Source organism: Acidipila sp. EB88 (assembly GCF_003858395.1).
In the GTDB taxonomy this organism is placed as follows: domain Bacteria; phylum Acidobacteriota; class Terriglobia; order Terriglobales; family Acidobacteriaceae; genus EB88.
Map to the genome: position 1 here is coordinate 3,989,926 of NZ_QWEV01000005.1, position 24,619 is coordinate 4,014,544.

Below are 24,619 nucleotides of genomic sequence, written 5' to 3' on the forward strand. Positions count from 1 at the left end.
AGAGCAGCTTTCGTGTGTGGCGGACACGCCGGCGCTCCAGAACGTTCGCACAGGAACCCGATGGCCGGTAGAGTCGTAAGGATGAGTACTCGTGTGCAACCACTTCTGTCCGGCAAGCTGTCGGAGCACGAGTCGAGTTCGCGTTGGACGGCCGGTTCCATCCTGCCACTGCTGTTTTTTTTCGCAGTGCTCAAAATGCTTGCCCAGGCAGCACTCACAGCCTTGTCCGTCCATGCCGGTTACGGCATTTACCGCGACGAGCTGTACTACCTGGAGTGCGCTCACCGCCTGGCTGCCGGCTATGTGGATCAGCCACCGCTGGTAGCGCTGCAGGCCCTGGCGGCGGAGCACCTGTTCGGCTACAAGCATTTAGTCCTGTTCCGACTGCTGCCAGGCTTCGCCGGCGCGCTGACCATCATGCTCACGGGTTTGATCGCGAGGGCACTCGGTGGAACCCCCGCGGCTGCGGCCCTTGCCATGCTCGGCGTACTCACAGCGCCCGTCTTCCTGGCGACGCAGAGCTTCGTCTCCATGAACGCCTGGGATCCCGTTTTCTGGATGGCCGCGGTGCTTGCCGTGTTGCGGCTGCTGGCCGTTCCGGACGCGATGCCGTGGTGGCTGCTGCTCGGTTGCAGCGCCGGATTGGGCCTTGAAAACAAGGCGTCTGCCCTGTTCCTGATCGCCGCCCTCCTGATGGCATTAGCGGCAACGCCGGCCCGGCACCTGCTGCGCCGCCGCGGTTTTTTCGTGGCCGTCGGGGTCACCCTGCTTCTCGCCCTGCCCAACCTGTGGTGGCAGGTGGTTCACCACTTCCCCACCTACGAGTGGCTCAAAGACGTGCAGCACAGCAGCAAGGATGCGGTGCTGCCCCCCTGGCAGTTTGCATCTGCGCAGGTGATGATGCTCTCGCCGTTTCACCTGGCGCTGTGGCTTCCAGGTGTAGCGTGGCTGCTGGCGGGGCGGACCGCACGCCCATGGCGCGTCGCCGGCGTGCTCTACGTGGTGTTTCTGGCGATCATGTTTGTTCTGCATGCCAAGGACTACTACCTCGCTCCGATCTATCCCCTGTGTTTCGCCGCGGGCGCAGTGTTCTGGGCCGAGTGGGTTGCGGGTTCCAGCGTTGCGCGGCTGGCACTGGGTGCATACGCGGCCCTGCTGCTGGTGACCGTGCCCCTGACCGTCCCGTTTGCCGTGCCCGTGCTCTCCCCGGGTTATTACGTCCAGTTCACCCGCATCATGCACTTCGCGCCCATTGAGAGTGAGCAGCATGCGCCCACGCCCCTGCCGGAGTTCTTTGCCGACCAACTCGGCTGGCAGGCGCTGGTGGACGATGTGAGCAGGGTGTACCACGCGCTGCCGCCCGCCGAACAACAGCAGACCGGCATTCTTACTGGCAACTATGGACAGGCCAGCGCCATCGCTATCCTGGGTCCGCCGCTCGGCTTGCCCCCGGTCATCAGCGGGCATCAGAACTTCTGGCTGTGGGGCCCGGGCCAGTACACCGGCAAGGAGATGATTGTGGTTACCACCATGCCCCCCGCAGCCATGCAGCTTAGGTACCGCAGCTGCACAGTTGCAGAGCGGCTGACGGGCCCCTACGCCATGCCTTGGGAGCAGGGTTACATCTACGTGTGCCACGAGCGGTTCCAGTCTTTTCAGACGCACTGGGCGGCAAGCAAGCTCTACTTCTAGGGCCCGAGCCAGCCTCCTAAGACCTGCGTCGTACCACTGACTCATACAGCGCAATGTACTCCGCTGCAGGCTGCTTCCAGCTGTAGTCCACGGCCATGCCGCGCAGCATCATCTGCTGCCAGCTTGCCTGGTCGGCAAAGCAGCCCAGGGCTCGGTCGATCGCATGGAGAAAGTCCGCAGCTTCGTAGCTGTGGAACTTGAAACCCGTGCCTTCGCCCGGATTGACCGTCTCAGCCACAGTGTCATCCAGCCCGCCGGTGGCGCGCACCACCGGCACCGTTCCGTAGCGCAGGCTGTAAATCTGGTTCAGGCCACAGGGTTCGTAGCGGGACGGCATCAGGAACATGTCAGCGCCGGCCTCGATCTTGTGCGCCAGCGTGTTGTCATACTGCACGCGCACTGCAAAGCGGTGGGGAAAGCGCTCCTGCAGGGATCGCAGCAGGTTCTCGTAAAACGGCTCGCCTGTTCCCAGCGCAACCAGGAAGAGCTCTCTCTCGGCGAGACGTTCGGCGATCTCGGCCAGCAGGTCAAACCCCTTCTGCGTGGCAAAGCGGGACACGATGCCCAGGACCGGGGTAGTCTCCGGCAGGTCCGGCGCGTCGAAGGCGTGCAGCAGATCGCGGCGGCACTGGGCCTTTCCGGCGAGATTCGCGGGGCCATAGTGCGCGGCGATAAACCGGTCGTGCGACGGGTCCCACTGGTCATAATCTACGCCGTTCAGGATGCCGTGAAGATCCGCAGCACGTCGCCGGAAGGTCGCTTCAAGCGCATAGCCGAACTCGGCGGTCTGGATCTCCTCCGCATATTTGCGGCTCACCGTGGTGAGAGCGTCGGCAAACACCAGGCCACCCTTGAGGAAATTAAAGGTGTCGTACTGCTCCAGGCGGTCCATGCGGTACAGGTCCCAGGGCAGCAGCAGGCGCTCGGTTGTCTGGGGAGAAAACCAGCCCTGATAGCCCGCGTTGTGGATCGTGAACACGCTGCCGCAACGCGCCAGCGCAGGGTCTTGCGCATACACAGTGTGCAGGTACACCGGCAGCATCGCGGCCTGCCAGTCGTGGGCATGGAAAACATCCGGCACACCGAGTTGCTTGCTGCTCTCGAGCACCGCCCGGCAGAACAATGCGAAGCGTTCCCAGTTGTCAGGGTAGTCGCCGGCCGCCGTGCCATACAGTGCTTCCCTGTCGAACAGCTCGGGGCAATCGATAAACAGGAAGCGAACCCCGTCGCGAGTGCCGCCATCCACGACGGATACAAAGCGGTTGTAGTCGCTGAACGGGATGGTCAGGCTCTGGATGAGGATCTGGCGCTTGGCGGTGAGCTGTGTGGAAACAGCACGAAACAGCGGCAGATACACCGTGACGGCATGCCCCTGCCGCACGAGCTCTGCCGGCAGGGCACCGATCACATCGGCAAGGCCGCCGGTCTTCACAAAGGGAACACACTCGGACGCGGCAAAGACGATGTGCATGTGACTGCTCATGTGCGGTTCCTCCCGGCTGCTGTGCTCGGCTCGTACCAGGCAGCATGGCGAAGCAGCGCGAAGGCTTAGTCTAAAGGATGCGTGCAGCGCGGGGCTTCCGGCGCACCAACAACGCTACGGGCAAGGAAACAGAACAAGCCGCGATGAAAGCAAAAGCGAAATCCAGGCTGGGACAGAACTTCCTGGTGGATGAACAAGCACAGCAACAGATCGTCGCGGCACTCGGGCCGCTGGTGCGCGGCGCAGTGCTCGAGATCGGCCCGGGCAAGGCTGCCATCACGTCGCTGCTCGCCGAGCAGGCGGAGCGGCTGATTGCGGTGGAGGTCGATCCCCTGCTCGCCGGGGCACTCGGCAAGTCCTTTGCCAACCAGGCCGCGATCGAGATCGTTGTGGCGGATGTACTCTCGGTGGACCTCACCGCGCTGGTAGCGGGGCGCCCCCGCTCGCTCGCCGTGATTGGCAACCTGCCCTACTACATCACCTCACCCATCCTGCAGCACCTGTTCGCGCACGAAGACGTGCTTTCGCGAGCGGTGCTGATGGTGCAGCGCGAGGTCGCCGAGCGCATGTGTGCAACGCCCGGGCACAGCGAGTACGGAGCGCTCTCGGTGCTGTGCCAGCTGCATGCACAGCTCGATCTGCTGTTTACCCTGCCACCCTCCGCGTTTGATCCACCGCCCGCGGTGCATTCCTCCGTGGTGCGGCTTGAGTTCAAACCACGCTGGGCAGAACTCGGAGTGGAGCGCGAGTCGTTCCTGCGATTTATCCGCGTCTGCTTTGCGCAAAAGCGCAAGACGCTGGGCAACAACCTGCGCGCCGGCGGCTACGAGCCGGCTTCTGTCGAAGCCGCGCTTATGGAACCCGGCACCGCCGCCCGGGGCACGACGCGTGCTGAAGAGCTGAGCCCTGCCGAACTCGTGGGCGTCTTCCGGCGTCTTAGCGAAGCCAGGATGCCAGCGACCAGGGCTGCCCTGCCCTCTATTTAGGCCGCGCGGCTGGCGGCGCGGCGACGTGAGCCGGAGGGGCCTCGATGTGCGGCGCGGGCGCAATGGCACGCGCCTGGGGCGCCACCAGGTGTGTCGGGGGACTCACGATGCCTGGTGGGGTGTACTGCATGTGGAAGGGCGCAGTGTGCTGTGCCTGCGGCCCCGGCGAGGCGCCAGTTCCGCCACCTGCAAAAGCAGAGCCTCCGCTGCGATACGCCTGCACTGTGCCGACCGGCGCAACAGGCAGAGTTGCAGCGTAGACGGGGGCGCTGTCGGGGTTCCTATTGAGAGGCAGAACGCGAGGCTCGGGACGCGAACCGCCAAGCTGCCGAAACTGGAATGCGGGCCCGCGCTCGACCGTTGTAAGCGGCATTGCGCGCGGAATGGGCACGCCGCTGGCAAGGCGCGCACGGAGCCGCGGATCGAGCGGTCCCCTAGGCATCCGGTAATCACGCGGAGCATGATGGACGCCGGTGTATGGGTACCATCCAACGCCTCCAAACCCGCCGCAGCCGCCACCCGGCTGCCACAACCAGCCAAACCCGTTGAAGTAGCTCCACCCCCCGCAGTGATACGGCAGCCAGCCCCAGGGATAGGCCGAGATCCAGGTATAGCCCACGCCGGTGTAGTACCCCCACGCGCCCTGTCCATACGGGTCGAAGTTGGCATCGACGCCGTCGGGCGCCCAGGCCATACCGGCTCCGGGCACGTTGTACCAGGTGCCGTAGTAGTCCAGGTCGTTCCACGAGGCGGAGGCAGCATCGCCATTGCCCACCCGTGCATTGGTCTGGTTGGCAGCCATCAGTGCCACCGCGCTGTCGCGGTCCGTGTTCCATGCGTCCCACGAACTGGCGGCAAGATCCGGCTGCAGGTCATATGCGGTCACGGACGCGGGATCGAGCGTGGCCGTCTGCCCCATGCTTATCTCGAAACCAACGTCTGAACCGGGGCTGTTGACGTGCGCGGAACCACGCAGCGCGGCCACCTGGTACGGCGTGGAGTCGAGATCCACGCGCAAAAGACTGGCTGCCGGGACACGCACGGCATCCGGGCCAACCTGGACGGACAGCGCGCCGCCTGATTGCTCCGGCAGCTCGTAATAGCTCAGGCCACGCATCGCGCGCAGTTGCTCGCCGCCTGCTGCGAGCGACTCGATCACAACGGCACTGCCGGGCGTGAGACGCACGATGCTGCCGTCGTCAAATTGCAGCTCTGCCCGACCATCGTCCCCCGTTTCCACCTGCATGCCCGCAAGAACGGGCATGTTCGCCGTGGCGTCATGGAACAGTTCGTCTGCAGGTGGCGGCGGCGGCAAGGTACCTTGTGATGCGGTTGATGGTGTCGACTGCGGCGGCACGCTCAACACGCGTACCGGCCCTTCCACAAGGCTCAACCGGGCCGGCAGGGCGGTAGGCTGCGGGCTGGCCTGGGCCGGAACCGACGCATCAACCGAGCTGGCGCCGGGGATAGAGGTGTCGTCAGCAATCGCAGCGACGGCAACCTGCCCCGAAGCCGGCTGCTGCAAAAAGCCGAGCGTAAGCAAGCCCACCAGGCTCGCCCCTGCGTGAAGCCGGCGAGCCGTCCTGAACCTGTGCTGTGAGCGCCACCGCCGAGCGACCGTCATGGTAATTCGCATTCCCTCAACATAAACCCGGGACCATGTGCGGAGTCGCGCAGCTCCTGTTCAGATATCCCTCTCTGTTCATGGGCTCATCCACAAGGAAGCCAGCCTACCGTTCACGGAGCGTGGTTGTCATCGTCAGCATCGCAGCAGCACGCGTGCGGGTGCGATTCAGTACATTCGGGTCCGCTGCAATGGCGCGCAGAACAGGCGCAATGTTCTCGATGTCCAGCGCCTGTCCATTGGCCTGCTGCTGGGCGAGCACGGCCGTTGCTGCTTCGAGTCCCAACTTGTCGTGCAGCAGCAGCGATTGCAGCACCCTGCCCTGCGCTACCGTATACGCCACGGCAATGAGCGATGTGGCCACGGCTTGCAACTGTGCGTCTTTGGCGTAGTTGAACGAGCAACTTCCTGAGCCTTCGGGACCTGCAAAGCCCAGGACCTTGGTGCCGGTGAACGCCACGTTCTTCTGGTTCAGTTCACAATGCTCGGCAAACAGGTGATGCTTATGCGCAAGCATGAAGAGCAGGGCCGTTAGCTTGGCATCAATCACCACGTCTTGATCTGTCGTGTCTGAATTGCCAGGTACCGCGGCGGCAGCATCGATGTTCCCAGGCGGTCCCTCGTGGTAGCGCCCTGTGCCATCTGTGTGGACCACGAAGCTGTATTGCGGCGGCTGCAGCGCCGGGTTACTGAAGGAGAAAGACACCGAGGCAGTGTCGGCCGACTGCTGTGCCATGGCAATGGAGCCCGGCAGACAAAGCAACAGGGTGGCAGCGATCGCGCCCTTCACAGCGCCCGGCGCGCTGCCGTTGCACGCTTCGTTGTGAGGAGGTTCGCCCGAATAGCTGCAGGCTGCGCAGCAACGAGGACTGCGGGTAAAGTCATGCCGGATCTGCCCGCGTTCGCTCCACCTGCCTGCATCCCTGCCTCCGTTTGCGCATGATGAATGTGGCAGATCGCGATTGCCAGGGCGTCGGCGGCGTCGGCAGGCTCAGGGACCTCCGCCAGGCACAGGAGGCGCGCGACCATGAACTGGACCTGCTCCTTCTTCGCCAGGCCATAGCCGACCACCGTAGACTTGATCTTGAGCGGAGCGTATTCAAACACCGGCAGCCTGCTCGAAGCCGCTGCCAACAGTGCGACCCCACGTACATGGCCGAGCTTCAGGGCCGACTGGGCATTCACAGAGTGGAAGACTTCTTCCACCGCGACGGCGTCAGGCTCGTGGCGGGCGATCAGGGTACAGAGCTCGTGGTGTACCCGCTCCAGCCGTGCCGCCAGCGTGTCTTTTTTGGAGAGGCGGATGGCGCCGGCGCAGATTGGCCGCAAGCGACTTTCCCGCGCCGTTTCCTCTACCTCGACCACGCCGTAGCCGGTCCACTCTGTACCGCAGTCAATCCCGAAGACACGCATGTGGCCTCAAGTGTAGCGCGCGGTGCGTGCTAGCGGGAGATGCCTTCCAGCGGCGACGAAGCCGTGGCATACAGCTTGCGCGGCATGCGGCCTGCCAGGTACGCCTGGCGTCCCGCAAGCACGGCATGCTGCATTGCTTCAGCCATCAGCACCGGCTTCTGCGCGGCTGCGAGGCAGGAGTTCAGCAGGATGGCATCGGCGCCAAGCTCCATGGCAAGCGCCGCGTCCGAAGCGGTACCCAGCCCAGCATCGATGATCAGCGGCACTTCGTGGATCAACTCGCGCAGGATGCGAAAGTTGTCGATGTTGGAGATGCCGAGCCCCGATCCAATCGGCGCACCCAGCGGCATCACCGCTGCCGCACCTGCATCGATCAGCCTGCGCGCGAACACGATATCGTCGGTGGTATACGGAAGCACGGTAAAGCCTTCTTTGGCCAGCACCCGCGTGGCTTCAAGCGTCGCCTGCACGTCCGGGTACAGCGTTGCCTGATCGCCGATGACCTCGATCTTGACCCAGTCGGACAAGCCAACTTCCCGGCCCAGGCGCGCGGCGCGGATTGCTTCGTCCGCGGTGTAGCACCCGGCAGTGTTCGGCAGTAGGAAGTAGCGCTGTGGATCGATGAAGTCGAGCAGCGATTCGCGCGTGCGGTCGAGGTTGACGCGGCGCACGGCCACGGTGACAATCTCCGCGCCGGAGGCTTCGATCGCAGCCTGCGTTTCTGCGCCGTCCTTGTACTTGCCCGTGCCCACAATCAGCCGCGACTGGAAGGCTTTGCCTGCGATGACGAGTGGTTCCATGCATTCATTGTAAAGCTCGAAAGCGCGAAGAGACACCGGTCCTGTTCAACGGGAAAGCAGCTCCAGTGGCTGCTCACAAAACAAAAGGCCCGCTCCCTTGGGAGCAGGCCCTTTGCCGGTGCACTGCTGAGATTGACCTGAGGCATCCTTCAAGCCAAGCAAGCCGCGCATACCCAATCCTGCGCAACGGGCTCTTGAGATGGGCCTCGGCGTGTACTTCCTTTTACCGCCAGGTCTAGAGCTGGAAGGAGCCCTAAGCCTCAGTCACCTCACGTACTGCGATGGTGCACAAATAACAGTCACTTTTCATGAATAGGATCGCCCTCCTTTCTTGTGTAACCCGAGATTAGCGCCGGGTTCCGCGTCGGGTCAAGCCTTGCTGTGACCACGGTTTTAGGCTCACGCAAACCAACCCGCGGGCGCACCTGCCAACCGCTGCTCACCATGCGTGCACAAAACCGTCGCGCTCCGTCAGGCGCAGTTCCACCTCGAACAGGTCGGTGAGTACCTGCTCCTGCAGGAGCTCTGCGCGGGTGCCGTCCGCGAGGATGCGCCCGGCCCGCATCAGCACCACCCGCTCGATCTCCGGGATGATGTCGCCGAGCTGATGGGTGACCAGGATCAACCCTGTGCCCGTTTGCGCAACAGAGCGCATGGCCAGGCGCAATTCATGCTGCGCACGCAGGTCGAGCGCGTTGGAAGGCTCGTCCAGCAACAGCATGGCAGGGCGATGCACCAGCGCACGCGCAATCATGACGCGGCGCTGCTCGCCCGCCGACATCGCGCCCACGAGCTTGCTGCTGAGGTGGGTTGCGCGCATCAACTCCAGCGCCTCGCGTGCACGTGTCTCCATGGCATCCGTGACCACGTGGTTCGGCCACAGCGCCGAGGCGCCAAAGAAGCCGGCGATGACCGCATCGAGACCCGGCGTATGCGGCGTACGCTCCCCCGGGAGGTCAGCCGAAACTACGCCGAACGAGGAACGCAGCTGCGAAAGATCCCACCGTTCCTTGCCCATCAGGCGCAGGTGCATGGGTGGCTCCCCGGGAAGCGGCACCATGGGGTATTGCTCGCGGGTAAGCGTTTTGATCAGGGTGGATTTGCCGCACCCGTTTGGACCAAGCAGCGCGATGTGCTCGCCCAGGCGGATCTGCAGCGAAAGTGCATGCAGCACCATGGCGTCCCCGCGGGCAACGGAAACGTTGTGCATGGAGAGAAAGCTCTCAGGATCGTGCGTGGTCGAGTGCGCGGGTTCGCTTGGGGTCACCTTTTCATCTTCGCAGAGCGGCGCGCACGTCGGTGTATCGAGGGGGACAGCCACCGTGCAGCGCGGCCGCCGCTTTCGTTAGAGTAGAGCGACCATGCACAATATCACCACCCCCGCCACTGCCGAGACCGACCCTCTTCTTCCCGCCGATGCTGTGCCCCTCGGCTTTCGGTTTGCAGCAACACGGGCCGGCATCAAGCCGAGTGGACGCATCGACCTTGCCTGTGCCGAGGCGGCGGGCGGCACCACGGCCGCCGCCATGTTTACGAGCAACCTGGTGGTCGCAGCGCCGGTTACAGTGGGCCGCCGCAACCTGGTGGAGAGCCGCGGCGCGGTACGCGCCGTGATCGTTAACAGCGGCAATGCCAACTGTGCCACCGGCGCGCAGGGACTGGCCGCGGCCGAAGCCACGTGCCAGGCCGCGGCTGCTTTGTTCGCCTGCCCTGCTGCCGAGGTTGTGCCCAGCTCAACCGGGATTATCGGGGTCCCGTTGCCGGTAGATAAACTGCTCGCCGCGCTGCCGCAACTGCAGACGTCGCTCGCATCCGGCGCCGATGCCTTCTCTGCGTTCGCGCGGGCGATTCTCACCACCGACACGCGTCCCAAGGTCGCGCACCGCGCGGTTGTGATCGACGGAAAGATCGTGCGGCTTGCGGGCGCCGCCAAGGGCGCCGGCATGATTCACCCCCGGCTGAGCCCGCCGCACGCAACCATGCTGGTCTACCTGTTTACCGATGCGCTCGCAGACGCTGCCACGCTCCGCAGCATGCTGCAGGGCGGCGCCGAGCCGAGCTTCAACCGCATCTCGATCGATGGCGATACATCCACCAATGACACGGTGTTGCTGCTCGCCTCGGGCGCAGCGGGCATCCCGGTGCCGGCTGAGCACGCCGGCTTCCGGCAGGCCCTCGATGCCATCTGCCATGAGCTTGCCCTTGCGATCGTAGAGGATGGCGAAGGTGTCACACACGTGGTCACGCTGGAGATCACGGGAGCCCCGTCGGACGCGGACGCGCTGGTGGTCGCGAAGGCCATTGCGCATTCGCCGCTGGTCAAGACAGCCTGGGCCGGCAACGACCCAAACTGGGGGCGTCTCGCTTCCACCATCGGCGCCAGTGGAGTCGCGATAGACCCTGTCAAGCTCACCATTACGCTGGCAGGCCTGCCGGTCTGCGAACGGGGAGAACGCTCGCCCCGTTTCGACGAGACGGCGGTGCACGCAGCGATGTCGGAGAGGCGTTTCACCATCGCCATTGATCTGGCCGTCGGGGATGGAAGCTGCCGTTTCTGGACCACCGATCTCACCACCGAATACGTGCACATCAACGCCGACTACTCGTCGTGATGCAGGCCTCCAGGCAGCCGACCATTGCAGCAAAGTTCACTTTTTCGAAGAGCATTGCTGCAGGAATGGTGCAGAATGGTGAAAGCCGCGTGAACACTGCGCGGAAGTGCCAGGATGGCCTGCGTTGCACAGCTTTATTCACATTTGTGTTGAAAACTGCCGCTTGCGCAACGACGCGCATCGTGGTCAAGGGAAAACGATGAGCAAAGAGGCGGAGGCGCGGGTACGGGATGAGCTGTTGCAGGAGTTGTACGCGAGCGCTCTTCGTTGCTCACTTGCGTCCTCACAAGCGGATGTGCCAGGCGGCGTCAGTGCAGGTGTTGCAGCCGGGTTGTTTGCCAACCTTCGTCCGACGGATCTGCTGGTGCTGCCCCAGCGTGGCGCTGGCACTCTGCGGACTCTGCGCGACTTGAGCTACCGTTCGCAGGCGCACACACTTGCCCGCGACCAGGCTGCATGCGTTCTGCCACTCCCCACGAGCGAAACAGCCGCGGTAGCGTATGTGCTCGGAGCGGCCACGGCCGCGCCCCTGCAGCGGGATGGAGCGCTGGTGTGCGTGGTGCTGCCACCGCGTTCGCTGAGGGCATCGCCTTCGCAGCCGCGCGGGAGTAAGAGCAAGCAGCAGCAGTTCCCCACCACGTGGGCGCACGCCGCCCACTATGCGGCTGTGCATGCTCTACCACTGCTGTTCATCACCGACGCCGCCACCACGCAGCGCACACAAGCAGCGAACCCGGCACAACCCGCCCCGCTGTATCCAACCATCCCCGTGGATCGGGAAGACGCGCTTGCAATTTACCGCGTCGCTTTTGAATGCAGCACCCGCGCACGCTCCGCATCGGGCCCGAGCCATCTGCAGTGTGTAGCGGTGGCAGGGTTGCCAGCCGCAGCGATGCCGCACGGTGCAAAGGCGCAGCCAGAGCAAACCCTCGCGAGGCTCGAGCAGATGTTGCGCAAGCGCGGAGCCTTTGCCAAAGCATGGCACCGTGCGCTCGAGCGGCGCCTGATCCGCGAGATCACGGAAGCCTAGCAACACCTCTCACCCGACAGCGCACCAGAGAACTGCGGAAGCCCCTTGTGTTTCCGCAACGCCTGATCTAGGCTTTGGCCAGCATCCCAAACTCTTTGTTGATCTGCAACGCTGCGCGTGGCTGAAGCCCATTCGCGGCCTTGAGGTGACCGTGAAAGTTGCCGCAGCCTTCTGCCTGCTGTCAGCGTCGTGCGCCTTCAGCGTGGCTGCGGCGCAGAACGTGTCCGGTGCACAGCAGGATGCCGGTGACGGGCAAGCGCCCTTGAAGTTGCCACGCTCATTCCAGATGACGTGGCCAACCCAGCAGCGTGATGGCCAGGGCTCGGCAGAGATCCCCATGGACAGCTGGATGTATCCAGCACTGGACCGGTTACATTCTCTCGGCTTTCTTGATACTGGTTTTCTTGGGCTGCGGCCCTGGACGCGACTGAGCGTATTGCACATGCTGGATCACGATGAGAATCGCATCTCTGGAAGCACTACTACTGCAGGCTTCGAAGCCGAACGGATCGAGCAGGCGATCCGCCGGGAGTTGGAAGGAGATCGCTTCTTCACCGGCGCGCATGCTGAGCTGGATACCGTGTACACCCGTTTTCTCGGCATCACCAACACGCCGCTGAACGACAGCTACCATCTTGGCCAGACGGTCTACAACGATTACGGCCGGCCTTACCAGGCTGGCGTCAACAACGTGAGTGGCCTGAGCGGTCGCGCAGAAGCAGGCCGCTTCGCGCTCGCCGGTCGCGTGGAGTATCAACATGCTCCCGCTGCGCAGGGCTACTCGGCGGCGCTCGGTGCGCTGCTTTCCGAGCAGGTCGATTTCATTCCCTTCAACAGTGTGCCGCAGCAGGACTCGCTGCCCGTCGGGCCGCTCGCGACCGTCAACCATGTGCGCGTGATCGAGGCGAACCTGTCGTACCACGCGCTCGACCACGAGATCTCTCTTGGCAAGACAGATCATTGGTGGGGCCCCGGCCAGGGCGGCGCGTTTGCCTGGAGCACCAACGCCGACAACATCTACGCCTTCGGCATCAACCGCGTTGAGCCGTTATATATTCCGCTGCTGCACTATCTCGTTGGTCCCATCCGCTACGATTTCCTGATTGGTTCGCTGCAGGGGCACACCGCTCCCAATCATCCGTACGTGCATGCGGAAAAGCTCAGCGTGCACCCCACGCGCAATCTTGAAATGGGTATTGAGCGCACGGTGATCTGGGGCGGCAAAGCACACGAGCCGGTCACCCTGCACACCTTTCTCCGCTCGTTTTTCAGCGTCGAGAACACCGACCACGCCACCAAGTTTTCCGCCAAGGATCCGGGCGCTCGCTTCAGCGCTTTTGATTTCTCGTACCGGCTGCCGTTTGCTCGCGAGTGGCTGACGCTCTACACCGACTCCTTTGCCCACGACGACATCAACCCGGTGGATGCACCGCGACGTGCGGCGATCCGGCCCGGCCTGTATCTCTCCCATGTACCGTTCGCGCCGAAGCTCGACCTCCGCGTAGAAGCGGCGTCAACCGACACCGTCACGTCGCGGTCGACTCACGGCAGCTTTTACTTTTACGAAGCAGTGCAGCAACAGGGCACCACCAACAAGGGCTTCCTCTTCACCGATGCGATTGGTCGCGAGAACAAGGGTGGGCAGGCATGGCTCACCTACCGCCCTTCCCCTTCGGAGCAGCTACAGATCTCGTATCGCGGCGACAAGGCTGCGAAGGACTTTATCCCGGGCGGCACCACCCAGAACCAGTACAAGGGCGACCTGGTGAAACGTCTGTCGCCGGATGTGTCGGTCCACATTGCTGCGCAGTATGAGACATGGAAAGCACCGATCTATCGCACCGGCAACAACACGGACCTGAGCGCGTGGGGCGAGATCACCTGGTACCCGCATCACCTGAAACAGTTCTGACGCGCATGCACTCGGTACACAAGCAACATGGCACCAGCCGTAAGTACCGGCTGGTGCCATGTTGTGCTGCGGTTCAGTTGTGGATGCGCGCGCTAGGAGCAGCCGAGGTTTACATCTCCATTGTTTGCGACGTAGAGCGGTAGCCCCAGCAGGATCACATCCAGATTGTTCTCCACACAGATTTGTGCCGTGTCGGTGAAGTTTGGATCTGCTACGTAGACGCCGATGGAGGTGCTGCCAAGGCCGGTGAAAGCATTGTTGGTGACGCGGAATGCTGCTGCTGTGACGTTGGGGCTTTCATCCGGCAGTACCGCGATGCCGACGTTGCTGCCCGTGTTCGTCATTGTGACGACATTGCCGGTGATGGTGCCGGAGTAGGCAGTGATGGCGGGCAGCATGGTCTGCGCGCCAGTGTAGGTGATCACATTGTTGGTCACGCTCGCCGAGTCGAAGTGGCCCACGCTCAACAACAGCGGCGGCGCAAACGGCAGGGTGGAAGTGAAGACATTGCCGCTGATCGTCGCAGAAGCCTGCGAGTCAAAGGATGCGAACTCCGGGTTCTGTGCGGGTCCAGTTGCGAACGGGCTGGAGCGATACGCCGAACCAACCTGCAGCATGCCATTGAGGAACTGGTTGTTGGACACCACATCGTCGGTGGTTTCGTCAAAGTAGAGCGAGGCATTAATCAGGTGGTTCTGCTTGAAAACAAACTGCGAGGAACCTTCTGTGCCGTAGATGCGTGCCGAGCCCTGTACGGATTCAGCACCCGTCGCCGCATAGCCCGTGATCGTGTCGTTTTGAAACAACACGTCCGTGAACTGGTCGTACTCATCCGTGTTGTCGTACGAGGCGTCGCCTGCTCCAAAGCCCCAGGTGGAGTTCTCGAAGGTGACGTCACGCTTGAAGCCGCCGCCAAACGGTCCATGGTTCACAAAGCCGTTGATCGTGACGTTGTTGACAAGCAGCGAGTACACCATGCCGGTGCCAAGAATGGGGGTGTAGGTGTTGACCGCGAAGTTCTGCAGGGCGATATCGTGCGCGGTCTGCGGAAGCTTGACCAGCCCGAACGAGCTGCTGCCATCGTCGTAGTAGTGCTTGGAAGCAGGCCATGCCAGCGTCACCGTGTTGCCGCTCAACGCAGCCACGGTGTTCAGCTCGGAGTAGTGGCATTGACCGGCCGTTCCGTTCACATCCGGGCACGGCGTGCCGTTGAACGAACCCGTGTACAGCCAGATATCGTCGCCCGCTTTCAGCGAGCCGGTGCCGCCACTCAGCGTGAGCTGGGTCGCTCCCTTCTGCACTTCGTTCATCTTGAGCACACCCGAAGAGATAGTCGGGCGCTGATAGCTGCCCATCGCGAAAAGGCTTGCCGCCGTGCTCAGATCCGGCGTGGTCACCAGCGTTGTGGCGGTGCCGTTGCCCTGGATATGCACCCGTCCGGCGATGCTGTTGGGGATCTGCAGGTAGCTGTAGGGCGTGAACCAGTAGGTCGATGCCAGGCTGGTCGTGTAGGTGGGATAGTCCACCGTGCCGTTCAAAGGAAAGCTTGGACGCTGCAGATTGTAGGTGCCGTTGTTGAGCTGGACGATGCCGCCGCCGGCCGCCGCTGCTGCATTGATGGCGTTCTGCACGGCGCGCGTGTCGTCATGCTGCGTAGTCAGGTTCTGGAACGAAGTGGTGAGCGTATCGCCCAGCGTCGCTCCGCTGTCCGTGAAACCAGTCACATAGCTGAAAAAGTCTTCGTTCTTGGCGATGTTCGGATTGCCCGAGGGCAGGTTGTTCGGCCATCCGCCGCGCGTGCCGGGGCGCTGCCCCACGTCGTCCGTGTACGAGTAGAACCCGGCTGAACTAATTAACTGGAACGGGCCGCTGTCCTGCGAGACGTACCACAGGAAGACCGGCGATGGTCCGGAGACCGTGGCGTTGGGCGTGCTCAGCAGGTTCCAGGTGGTGCTTACGCTGAGTGTTGGCTCGCCGGAGACGCATGCCTGCGGGCTGGGCGCGCTGATGGCGCCCAGCGGATCTACCGTGTCCACCACGTAGCAGTAGGTGTGGCTGCCGGAGGCTCCGGTGCCCTGCTTGGTCACTGTGGGAGCGCTGGTCACGGCGGAAACCTGCGAAGCGATACCACCGCCGATGATCTTCAATCCCTGCCCGACCTGGAAGTTCGCACTGCCCGACTGGCAGTTCGTCAATACGTTGCTGCCTGCCTGACCGGAGCAGGAACTGGTTCCCGTGGTGCCGGAGGCGGAATAAGCGGCCACGTTGAAGACGGGCAGATTGGAGGATTGCCCGAAAGCGGAGAGCGCCGCGAAAGAAGCAGCAGTGAAGGTCAGCGATTTCACAATGATGTGTGTAGACACAGTTCTACCTGCCTCGAAAAAGGGGTTTTGTTCCCAGCGGATCAGTTTTGACGCAAGAGGTCCCAATGCGATCGGCGCGGGTTTGCACGCCGCCGCAAGTGCCCCTTAGCTTTTATGTAGAGGTCAAGGCTGCGCCTTGACCATTTGGCCGCGACAGTCAGATAGCCGCATACGTAGCAGGTGTAGTTACAGACATGCCACGTTCGTTCCCGAAGGCCGCTTCAATACGACGCAAGCACTATCGCAATCACGACCCTGTGCATCATTTTGTTTCTGTCTCGCATCCTATAGCGTCATTTGCGGTTTGCCTAGGCAGATCGTGCGGTTTTGCGCGTGACCAAGAGCGCGCAAACGTTTTCCAGAACCCTTATTTTTGGCGCTTTTTTGTCTTTGTACGAAACTTTTGCAACGCTCAGCGCCGCAACTCGAAAGACACTGCATCGATTACGCTTTTACCAATTGCAAACGAGTAGAAGTTGCGTAACGCGTGATTCGCCAAAAACGTAACGTTACAGCAAAAGATTTTTCGCGCTGTAACACCCGCGGCGGCTCTTCGCACCGGTGAAGGCTGCCGCTGCCAACAGACATCGGGCAACGGCAAGCCTGGTTATCGTGCGGAGCAGCCACTCGAAATGGAAGCGCCGAGCGTCCCGACTCGTCATACGATTGGGCCAGCCGGCAGCAAGCGACAGACTTACCGAGGTGCCACCCTGCCACAACCACACGCCAGGCTCGATGCAACACTGGGCACCGCCCAGCTTTGGGCCATCGCTGTTGGCCTCGTCATCTCCGGCGAGTATTTCGGCTGGAGCTATGGCTGGGCGAGCGCGGGAACACTGGGTTTTCTCGCCACCACGCTGTTCGTGGCGACGATCTACTGTGCCTTCATCTTCTCGTTTACAGAGCTCACCACGGCGATTCCCAGGGCAGGTGGCCCGTTCGCGTATGCCATGCGGGCGTTCGGCCCGCAGGTTGCCTACCTGGCCGGGGCAGCGACCCTGATCGAGTTTCTGTTCGCACCGCCGGCGATCGCGCTCGCCATCGGGTCGTACCTGAACGTGCAGTTCCCTGCGCTTGCTCCACGCACGGCCGCCATCGGCGCATACCTGGTCTTCATGGCGCTTAACATCGCCGGCGTGCAGATTGCCGCGAGCTTCGAGATGGTAGTCACGGTGCTTGCCATTGCGGAGCTGCTGGTGTTTATGGCGGTCGTTGCGCCCGGGGCACACTGGAGCAACTTCGCCGCAGGCGGCTGGAGCAACGCGCAAACTGGGCAGTTCACCACGCACTTCAGCCTGCATGCGTGGTCCGGCATGTTCGCTGCGGTGCCCTTTGCGATCTGGTTTTTCCTCGCCATCGAGGGCGTAGCCATGGCGGCGGAGGAGGTACGGCAGCCAAGGCGCTCGATCCCCATCGCCTACCTGGCCGGCATGGCGACCCTTGTGCTGCTGGCGCTGGGTGTCATGCTGTTCGCCGGTGCAGCGGGTGACTGGCGCGTTCTGGCCAACATCAACGATCCCCTGCCGCAGGCCATGAAGATGGTGGTCGGCGCCAGGAGTGGCTGGCTGCACATGCTGGTCTGGCTGGGGCTGTTCGGGCTGGTCGCTTCCTTTCACGGCATCATCCTGGCCTACTCCCGGCAGATCTTCGCGCTTTCGCGTGCTGGCTACCTGCCCGCTTGTCTCAGCAACATCCACCCAAGGCTGCACACGCCCTGGCTGGCCATCCTGGCCGGGGGCGCGGTGGGCGTCGCCGCAATCTTCAGCGATTCCTTCCTCCAAGTTGGCGGACTGCCGCTGACCGCCAACATCGTAACGATGTCGGTGCTGGGAGCGCTGGTCATGTACATCGTCAGCATGCTGTCCCTGTTTCGCCTGCGGCGGCGCGAGCCGCGGATGTCAAGGCCGTTCCGCGCGATTGGCTACCCGCTGCTCCCGCTGTGGGCGCTCGCCGGTTCCGCTGTCTGCCTGGCCAGCCTGCTCTGGTACAACCACGTGGTGTCCGTGCTCTTCGTGGCCCTGCTCGCGCTTGGCTACCTGTATTTCCGAATCGCGGGCCGCGGCGGGCAGGCGCAGCCAGAAGAGCAGCAGCAGCACCCGTAAGCTTTTTCCTGCAAACGTCGAGTACGATGGCTCAGGCAAACCTATGCCCTTCGCGCATACCGTCGATCGCTGCACCTACCGCTTCGCCGACCTGAAAGTGCTCCTGGCGAAGGCAAGTCCGCTGCGCTCGGGCGATGCCATGGCTGGTCTTGCGGCACAAACCGAGCAGGAGCGGGTCGCGGCCCGCATGGCCCTGGCTGCTGTTCCGTTGCGGCATTTTCTGTCGGAAGCCGTGATCCCCTACGAACAGGACGAGGTCACCCGGCTCATCGTCGATACGCACGACCTCGCCGCTTTCGCGCCGGTACAGCACCTTACCGTCGGCGGCTTTCGCGAGTGGCTGCTCGCGTACGCGCAAGACGCCGAATCGCTCCGAAGCATTGCGCCGGGCATCACGCCGGAGATGGCGGCCGCGGTGTGCAAGCTCATGCGCAACCAGGACCTGGTGCTGGTCGCGCAGAAGTGCAGCGTCGTCACACAATATCGCAACACGCTGGGCCTGCCCGGCCGCATGGCCACCCGCCTGCAACCGAACCATCCGACCGATGACCTGCGGGGCATCTTCGCCTCCGTCCTCGATGGCCTGATGTACGGCAGCGGCGACGCGGTGATCGGGATCAATCCGGCGGGCGACAACGTTCCCGGCACGGTGCGCCTGCTGCACGCTCTGGACGAGTTCCGCGAGCGGCACGACATCCCGGTGCAAACATGTGTACTTACACATGTGACAAATACGATCGAGGCCATGCGACAGGGTGCGCCGGTCGACCTGGTGTTTCAATCCATAGCTGGAACGGAGAAGGCGAATCGAAGTTTCGGCGTCGACCTTGCGCTGCTCGCGCAGGCGCAGGCAGAAGCCTTGGCGCTGGCACGCGCGCCTTTGCGCGGGCAAAGCGGCTGCGACCACGTCATGTACTTCGAGACCGGCCAGGGCAGCGCTCTTTCGGCTGACGCGCACCAAGGGGTCGACCAGCAGACATGCGAAGCACGCGCGTACGCCGTGGCGAGGCGCTTTCAGCCCCTGCTTGTAAACACGGTAGTTGGCTTTATCGGGCCGGAGTACCTGTTCGACGGCAAGCAGATCCTGCGCGCCGGACTGGAAGACCACTTCTGTGGCAAGCTGCTGGGACTGCCCATGGGGTGCGACGTGTGCTACACCAACCATGCCGAGGCCGACCAGGACGATATGGACACGCTGCTGACCATGCTGGCCGTGGCTGGGGTGAACTTCGTCATGGGGGTGCCCGGCGCAGACGACGTGATGCTGAACTACCAGAGCACCTCCTTCCACGATGCGCTGTACGTGCGCGAGGTCCTGCATCGCCGACGCGCGCCCGAGTTCGAACAATGGCTCCAACGCATGGGCATCACGGACAGCACCGGGCGGCTGGTGCCGGGTTCAAGGAGCGGACTGTGGTCACGACTGGGCAGCGAACTCCCGCACCTGTCGCGACCTCGGGGCCTGGCCTGATGATGCGTGGCGGCCTGCCTGTCCCGCGTGTGGGCAAGCTGCCTGCTCCTAAACTCTCGCCTGCAGGCGAACTTTCCACCGTGGAGCCCGACCCATGGGAGGACCTGCGCCGCTACACACCCGCCCGCATTGCACTGGGCCGTGCCGGCGCCAGCCTGCCCACTGCAGAAGTCCTGGACTTCCAGATGGCGCATGCCCAGGCGCGCGACGCGGTGCACCTCGCACTTGATTTTGCCGCCCTTGCCGGGGCGCTCCGCCAGGCGGGTTTTGCAACGGCGGCAGTGGAAAGCCTGGCGGCAACGCGGCAGGAATACGTACGACGGCCCGACCTGGGGCGTAGGCTTCATCCCGACTGCCGCGCCACGCTTGCGCCCGCACTGGGCGACGCAACGTCGGCGCAGCGCCTGACCCTGGTGGTCGCCGATGGGCTCTCCTCGCGCGCCGCTGCGACCCATGCGCTGCCCTTGCTGTGTGCGCTCCGCTCGCGCCTCATCGCGCATGCAGCGCGCTGGTCGATCGACACGATCATCCTGGCAAGCCAGGCGCGGGTAGCGCTGGCGGACGAGGTCGGCGCGTTGCGAAAGGCGGAAGCCGTGGTGATCCTGCTGGGAGAACGCCCAGGGCTCAGCTCACCGGACAGCCTGGGGCTGTACATGACTTACAGGCCTCGGCCCGGGCTCACCGATGCGGATCGCAACTGTATTTCCAATGTCAGGGCTGCCGGCCTCGGCTATGCGGAGGCGGCGTTGAAGCTGCACTTCCTGCTGGATGCTGCCCGGGCCGCCGGCGTCAGCGGCACCAGCGTCAAGGATCACACGGACCAGAGCGCAGATTCGCTCTCCGCGCTGCCTGGCTCTGACGCCTGCGATGCGGACCGGTAGACGCAATGCCCTGCCGACAACACTGACTGCCCGGCATGCATCTATGCATGGGTTTGCGGTTGAGAACGAGAGGAAACCAGATGAACACTTTCCGCCGTATTGCCATTGCCGGGTTTGCATTTTGCTTCATAGGCGGCACGTCCGCCCTGCACGCACAGTATGGACCGCCGCAGGGGCCACCCCCGCAAGGCTATGGTCAGGGTCCAGGTGGACCAGGCGGGCCGGGCGGCTACGGACAGGGCGGCTGGGACGCTCCACCCCAGGCGTACAGCGACATCCAGCGGCGCGGCTTCCATGATGGCGTTGAGGGCGCGCGTAAGGATTTCGAGAACCATCGCCAGCCGAACGTCAATAACCGCGACGAATACCGCCATCCCGACAACGTGCCCGGGCGCCTGCGTCGCGATTACCGCGCGGCCTTCCGGAGCGGATACCAGGCAGGCGTGCAACACATCATGCGCGGTGGCCCCGGTCCCCGCTGAACTGCCGGCGCCTGAGAACTCCTGAAACAAAACAAGCCTGCCTGAACATCGGCAGGCTTGTTTCATGTTGCTTGCTTTACTGAGTGGCGCCCCGCAGCAAAGAGTGCGGAATCCGCACCCACTGCATGCCTGCTGCCTCCGCTGAAGCAATGCCCGCATCCGCGTCTTCCCACACCAGGCACTCCTTTGCCGCGACACCCAGCCGGGCTGCGGCCGTGAGGAAAGGCTCTGGATCCGGCTTGCCGTGGGTGTAATCTTCTGCGCCGACGATAACCTTGAAATGGTCCAGCAAGCCGAGGATTTCCAGCGTTTTGTAGATCGACGCACGGGGCGACCCGGAGACGATAGCGAAAGGAATCTTGCCGTGTTGTGCGTGGATGTGCTCCACCACCGCGGCGACTGGCTGCATCTCCGACAGCATGCTCAGGTAGAGCTCTTCCTTGCGGCGGGCTGTTTCCGCCGGCGCCATGTGATAGCCAAACTGCTCGTTCAGCATCTCCACCGTGCGCGGCAGCGGGATGCCGCCCAGGTTGTAGAACAGGTCTTCCGGAAAGGTGTTTCCCTGCTCCTCTACTGCCTGCGACCAGGAGCGGTAATGCAGCGGCATGGAATCGGCCACGGTGCCATCCAGATCAAACAGGTAAGCGCTGAACGGTCCGGGCGGTACAAGAAGAGCGTTGTCAGCCATGCAGAAAAGGCTCCTTCCCTGTCAGCCTAAGCCATTTAGCCATGATTTGCGCTTGAAAGTGGCCCGACTCTGACCCAAACGATCACTCGCGAGGAGCGAGCCGCATATAATTTCAAGGATGCGCACTGAGCGCGCCTGACCAACTATGAGCACAGAGAAGCAGAAGTACACGCGCAATAACCCATTTATGTCGCGCATGCTGGTGAACAGCCGCATGACGGATCCCGTGTCTGAAAAAGAGACCCGCCACATCGAGTTGTCATTAGAACCGGGTATGGACTACACCCCGGGCGATGCCGTTGGCATCGTTCCGGAAAACCGCCCGTCGGAAGTGGCCGAGGTACTCGCGGCTCTGCACCTCACAGGTGATGAGCGCGTGCTCGACCACTACAAGAAAGAGATCTCGCTCGAGGAAGCCCTGCGCACGCGCCTGGCCATCGGCAAGCTTACGCGCTCGTCGGTGGTGCAGTACGGCAAGCTTGTGCAGCACGCGGACCTGCAACTCCTGTCGCAGGCGGAACATCGCTCCAAGGCGGATGAATGGGTATACGGTCGCGAGTTCATCGACCTGCTGCGCGAGTATCCGGGCGGCATCACCAATCCGCAGCAGCTGTTCACCGTGCTCGCGCGGCTGACACCGCGCATGTACTCAATCGCCTCCTCGCAGGCCATGGCCAATGATGCCGTGCATACCATCGTGCGCGTCATCCGCTACCACACGCACAATCGTGATCGCCAGGGACTCTGCTCCGGACACCTGGGCGAGCGTGCACCCGAAGGCGAAAGCATGCCGATCTTTCTGCATGCGAACAACAACTTCCGGCTTCCCGAGGATCCCACCGCACCTGTCATCATGGTTGGCCCCGGGACGGGCATTGCGCCGTTCCGCGCGTTCCTGCAGCACCGCAAGGCACACGGACACACGGGACAGAACTGGCTCTTCTTCGGTGACCAGCGCCGCGAGACAGATTTCCTGTACAAGGACGACCTTGAAGGCATGGTGAAAGACGGCGTGCTGACACGCCTCGACCTGGCGTTCTCACGCGACCAGCCGAAGAAGGTCTACGTGCAGGACCGCATGACCGAGAACGGGCACGAGCTGTTCCAGTGGCTCGAGCGCGGCGCGTACTTCTACGTTTGTGGCGATGCGACGCGCATGGCCAAGGACGTGGAGACTGCACTGCTTGATTCCATCGCCAAGGGGCATAACTCCACCCCGGACGATGCGCAGGCATACCTTGCGGAAATGAAGAAGAACAAGCGTTACCAGCTCGACGTGTACTAGCGCCCAGGCTGCAACAGTTCTAAAAACGAAGGCTCCGAGCTTCCTCGGGGCCTTTGCTGCGTTGCGACTTAGCTAAGAGCAGGTTTGCATTTCCACGCCGACCGCGTGCAGAGAGGTGACTACCCTTTGCGCACGCGAAGATCAGACCCGCTCATCTCGCGAGGCTGGTCCAGTCCGAGCAGGCCCAGGATCGTCGGAGAAAGATCCCGCAGGGAGCCGCCCTCGCGCAGCGTGTACTCACTGGCCTGCTCATCCACAAGAATGAACGGTACCGGGTTTGTCGTGTGCGACGTATGCGGGCCCCCCGAAACCGGGTCTACCATCTGCTCGGCATTGCCATGATCCGCCGTGATCAGCATCGATCCGCCCCGCGCACGCAGGCTCTGGTAAATTCTGCCCAGCGAGCTGTCCACGGTTTCCACGCCGCGAATCGTCGGGGCCAGTTGGCCGGAGTGCGCCACCATGTCGGCGTTTGCAAAGTTCACGACCACAAGATCAAACGCCGTGTCGTCGATCGCCTTGATCACCGCGTCAGCAACGCCTGCAGCGCTCATCTCTGGCGCCAGATCGTAGGTCGCCACTTTCTGTGACGGCACCAGCACGCGGTCTTCGCCAGGAAACGCCTTCTCGATGCCGCCGTTGAAGAAGTACGTGACGTGTGCGTACTTTTCCGTTTCTGCAATGCGAAGGTTGCGCAAATTTCCCTTGGCCAGCAGGTTGGCCAGGAGATTATCCATGGACTGCGGCTCGATCACGCGCGGCACGGAGAAGTTCTTCTCGTACTGCGTCATGCTGACGAAGAACAGGTCCGAGGGAATCTCGTTGCGCGGAATCGCGGCGTCCTGCTCCGCGATTTGCGGCAGCTCGCGCCCGTCATCCTTGGTCAAACCACTGTTGCGCGCCAGGATGCGTGTAATCTGCCGAACCCGGTCAGCCCGGTAGTTGAACAGGATGCAGGCATCGCCCGACTGGATGGTGGCCGTCGGCTTGCCTCCATCTGTAACCACAAACGGCACGATAAACTCATCCTTCGTGTTGTTGCTGTAACACTCCCGCACGCGCGCCACGGCGTCCTCGTACGCACCGCCCTCGGCCACGCCCGCGATCATGGCGTCGGAGGCTTTCTTCTCGCGTTCCCAGCGCATGTCACGATCCATCGCGTAATACCGGCCCGACACAGTCGCGATCCTGCCGACGCCGTACTCGTGGATCTTCGCAAGCAATTGCTCTAGATACCCGGCACCGCTGGTGGGCAGCGTATCGCGTCCATCCAGAAATGCATGCACATACACGCGCTCGAGACCTTGTTCCTTCGCCGCGCGCAGCAGTGCGTACAGATGATTCTGGTGCGCATGCACGCCGCCGTCCGACACAAGGCCCATCAGGTGCAAAGCGCGGCCATGCTCACGCGCATGGGCAAACGCAGCAGCAATCGCTGGCTCCTGCGCCAGGCGATTCTCTGCCACCAGCACATCGATCCGGGTGATGTCCATTTCAACCACGCGACCGGCCCCGATGTTGAGGTGGCCTACCTCGCTGTTGCCCATCTGCCCGTCGGGCAGGCCGACAAAGTGTTCTGACGCTCGCAGCAGTGTGCTTGGAAACTCGCGCAGCAGCCGATCGTACGTGGGCTTGCGGGCGAGCGCGACGGCATTGTTCTCCTCGCGCGGGCTGATGCCCCATCCATCCAGGATGGCGAGAACCAGCGGGCGCTTATAGGCGGAGCCAGCAGAGCTGAGGGACATAGGGAAGGCCTCCTTGCACAAACTGCAGATGCAGCGAAGCCTGGCGAGGT

The 24,619-nt window shown here is 63.0% G+C and carries 19 protein-coding genes; 10 read left to right on the forward strand and 9 right to left on the reverse strand.

Going from position 1 to position 24,619, the window contains the following annotated elements; genetic code table 11:
* Nucleotides 1-93 precede the first annotated feature (93 nt).
* Nucleotides 94-1,692: a glycosyltransferase family 39 protein gene (locus tag D1Y84_RS16745; protein ID WP_158615534.1), complete on the forward strand. Its 1,599-nt coding sequence runs from the start codon at nucleotides 94-96 to the stop codon at nucleotides 1,690-1,692.
* 16 nt (nucleotides 1,693-1,708) lie between these two features.
* Here D1Y84_RS16745 and glgA read toward each other — a convergent pair whose 3' ends face one another.
* Nucleotides 1,709-3,175, reverse strand: coding sequence for a glycogen synthase GlgA (glgA, locus tag D1Y84_RS16750; protein ID WP_370245791.1), 1,467 nt, complete (start codon nucleotides 3,173-3,175; stop codon nucleotides 1,709-1,711).
* Nucleotides 3,176-3,252: 77 nt separating this feature from the next.
* Between glgA and rsmA the strand changes: the two genes are divergently transcribed.
* A complete protein-coding gene (gene rsmA, locus D1Y84_RS16755; protein ID WP_233581501.1) occupies nucleotides 3,253-4,161 on the forward strand; it encodes a 16S rRNA (adenine(1518)-N(6)/adenine(1519)-N(6))-dimethyltransferase RsmA in 909 nt (302 codons plus the stop codon).
* Here the strand turns inward: rsmA and D1Y84_RS16760 are convergent.
* The 5 genes from D1Y84_RS16760 to D1Y84_RS16780 form a co-directional block, all read right to left on the reverse strand.
* Nucleotides 4,154-5,710, reverse strand: a complete 1,557-nt coding sequence (locus D1Y84_RS16760; protein WP_158615535.1) for a FecR family protein — start codon at nucleotides 5,708-5,710, stop codon at nucleotides 4,154-4,156. The two genes, rsmA and D1Y84_RS16760, sit on opposite strands and share 8 nt — an antisense overlap.
* A gap of 181 nt (nucleotides 5,711-5,891) precedes the next feature.
* Nucleotides 5,892-6,575 carry a hypothetical protein gene (locus tag D1Y84_RS16765; protein ID WP_124849707.1) on the reverse strand — a complete coding sequence of 228 codons (684 nt, stop codon included), beginning with the start codon at nucleotides 6,573-6,575 and terminating at the stop codon, nucleotides 5,892-5,894.
* Nucleotides 6,572-7,198, reverse strand: a complete 627-nt coding sequence (ruvC, locus tag D1Y84_RS16770; RefSeq protein WP_124849708.1) for a crossover junction endodeoxyribonuclease RuvC — start codon at nucleotides 7,196-7,198, stop codon at nucleotides 6,572-6,574. The genes D1Y84_RS16765 and ruvC overlap by 4 nt, the downstream gene beginning before the upstream one ends.
* 29 nt (nucleotides 7,199-7,227) lie before the next feature.
* A complete protein-coding gene (locus tag D1Y84_RS16775) occupies nucleotides 7,228-7,998 on the reverse strand; it encodes a thiazole synthase (protein ID WP_124849709.1) in 771 nt (256 codons plus the stop codon).
* A 439-nt stretch (nucleotides 7,999-8,437) separates the two neighbouring features.
* Nucleotides 8,438-9,265: an ABC transporter ATP-binding protein gene (locus D1Y84_RS16780; RefSeq protein WP_233581502.1), complete on the reverse strand. Its 828-nt coding sequence runs from the start codon at nucleotides 9,263-9,265 to the stop codon at nucleotides 8,438-8,440.
* A 94-nt stretch (nucleotides 9,266-9,359) separates the two neighbouring features.
* On the opposite strand from D1Y84_RS16780, the gene argJ reads away from it, so the two are divergent.
* The 3 genes from argJ (at nucleotide 9,360) to D1Y84_RS16795 (ending at nucleotide 13,552) form a co-directional block, all read left to right on the forward strand.
* Complete coding sequence (gene argJ / locus D1Y84_RS16785) at nucleotides 9,360-10,610, forward strand: bifunctional glutamate N-acetyltransferase/amino-acid acetyltransferase ArgJ (protein WP_124849710.1); 1,251 nt, start codon at nucleotides 9,360-9,362, stop codon at nucleotides 10,608-10,610.
* A gap of 199 nt (nucleotides 10,611-10,809) precedes the next feature.
* Nucleotides 10,810-11,640 (forward strand): hypothetical protein, encoded by an 831-nt coding sequence (locus tag D1Y84_RS16790; protein WP_124849711.1) that lies wholly within the window; start codon nucleotides 10,810-10,812, stop codon nucleotides 11,638-11,640.
* A gap of 151 nt (nucleotides 11,641-11,791) precedes the next feature.
* On the forward strand, nucleotides 11,792-13,552 hold the full coding sequence (locus tag D1Y84_RS16795; RefSeq protein WP_233581503.1) for a capsule assembly Wzi family protein: 1,761 nt from the start codon (nucleotides 11,792-11,794) through the stop codon (nucleotides 13,550-13,552).
* Nucleotides 13,553-13,644: 92 nt separating this feature from the next.
* Here D1Y84_RS16795 and D1Y84_RS16800 read toward each other — a convergent pair whose 3' ends face one another.
* Nucleotides 13,645-15,915, reverse strand: a complete 2,271-nt coding sequence (locus D1Y84_RS16800) for a hypothetical protein (protein WP_124849712.1) — start codon at nucleotides 15,913-15,915, stop codon at nucleotides 13,645-13,647.
* 632 nt (nucleotides 15,916-16,547) lie between these two features.
* Between D1Y84_RS16800 and eat the strand changes: the two genes are divergently transcribed.
* From eat to D1Y84_RS16820, 4 genes are all read left to right on the forward strand, one after another.
* Complete coding sequence (gene eat / locus D1Y84_RS16805; RefSeq protein ID WP_124849713.1) at nucleotides 16,548-18,017, forward strand: ethanolamine permease; 1,470 nt, start codon at nucleotides 16,548-16,550, stop codon at nucleotides 18,015-18,017.
* A gap of 43 nt (nucleotides 18,018-18,060) precedes the next feature.
* The gene (locus D1Y84_RS16810; protein ID WP_124849714.1) at nucleotides 18,061-19,488 is read left to right on the forward strand and encodes an ethanolamine ammonia-lyase subunit EutB; all 1,428 of its coding nucleotides are present in this window, start codon (nucleotides 18,061-18,063) and stop codon (nucleotides 19,486-19,488) included.
* Nucleotides 19,431-20,369 carry an ethanolamine ammonia-lyase subunit EutC gene (eutC, locus tag D1Y84_RS16815; protein WP_233581504.1) on the forward strand — a complete coding sequence of 313 codons (939 nt, stop codon included), beginning with the start codon at nucleotides 19,431-19,433 and terminating at the stop codon, nucleotides 20,367-20,369. Before D1Y84_RS16810 ends, eutC begins: the two co-directional genes overlap by 58 nt.
* An 80-nt stretch (nucleotides 20,370-20,449) precedes the next feature.
* A complete protein-coding gene (locus D1Y84_RS16820; protein ID WP_199726433.1) occupies nucleotides 20,450-20,851 on the forward strand; it encodes a hypothetical protein in 402 nt (133 codons plus the stop codon).
* A gap of 76 nt (nucleotides 20,852-20,927) precedes the next feature.
* On the opposite strand, the gene D1Y84_RS16825 is transcribed toward D1Y84_RS16820, so the two are convergent.
* Nucleotides 20,928-21,539: an HAD family phosphatase gene (locus D1Y84_RS16825; RefSeq protein WP_124849715.1), complete on the reverse strand. Its 612-nt coding sequence runs from the start codon at nucleotides 21,537-21,539 to the stop codon at nucleotides 20,928-20,930.
* A 145-nt stretch (nucleotides 21,540-21,684) separates the two neighbouring features.
* Between D1Y84_RS16825 and D1Y84_RS16830 the strand changes: the two genes are divergently transcribed.
* Nucleotides 21,685-22,824, forward strand: coding sequence for a sulfite reductase flavoprotein subunit alpha (locus D1Y84_RS16830; RefSeq protein ID WP_124849716.1), 1,140 nt, complete (start codon nucleotides 21,685-21,687; stop codon nucleotides 22,822-22,824).
* Nucleotides 22,825-22,943: 119 nt separating this feature from the next.
* Here the strand turns inward: D1Y84_RS16830 and gpmI are convergent, their stop codons facing one another.
* A complete protein-coding gene (gene gpmI, locus D1Y84_RS16835) occupies nucleotides 22,944-24,569 on the reverse strand; it encodes a 2,3-bisphosphoglycerate-independent phosphoglycerate mutase (RefSeq protein WP_124849717.1) in 1,626 nt (541 codons plus the stop codon).
* Nucleotides 24,570-24,619 lie beyond the last annotated feature (50 nt).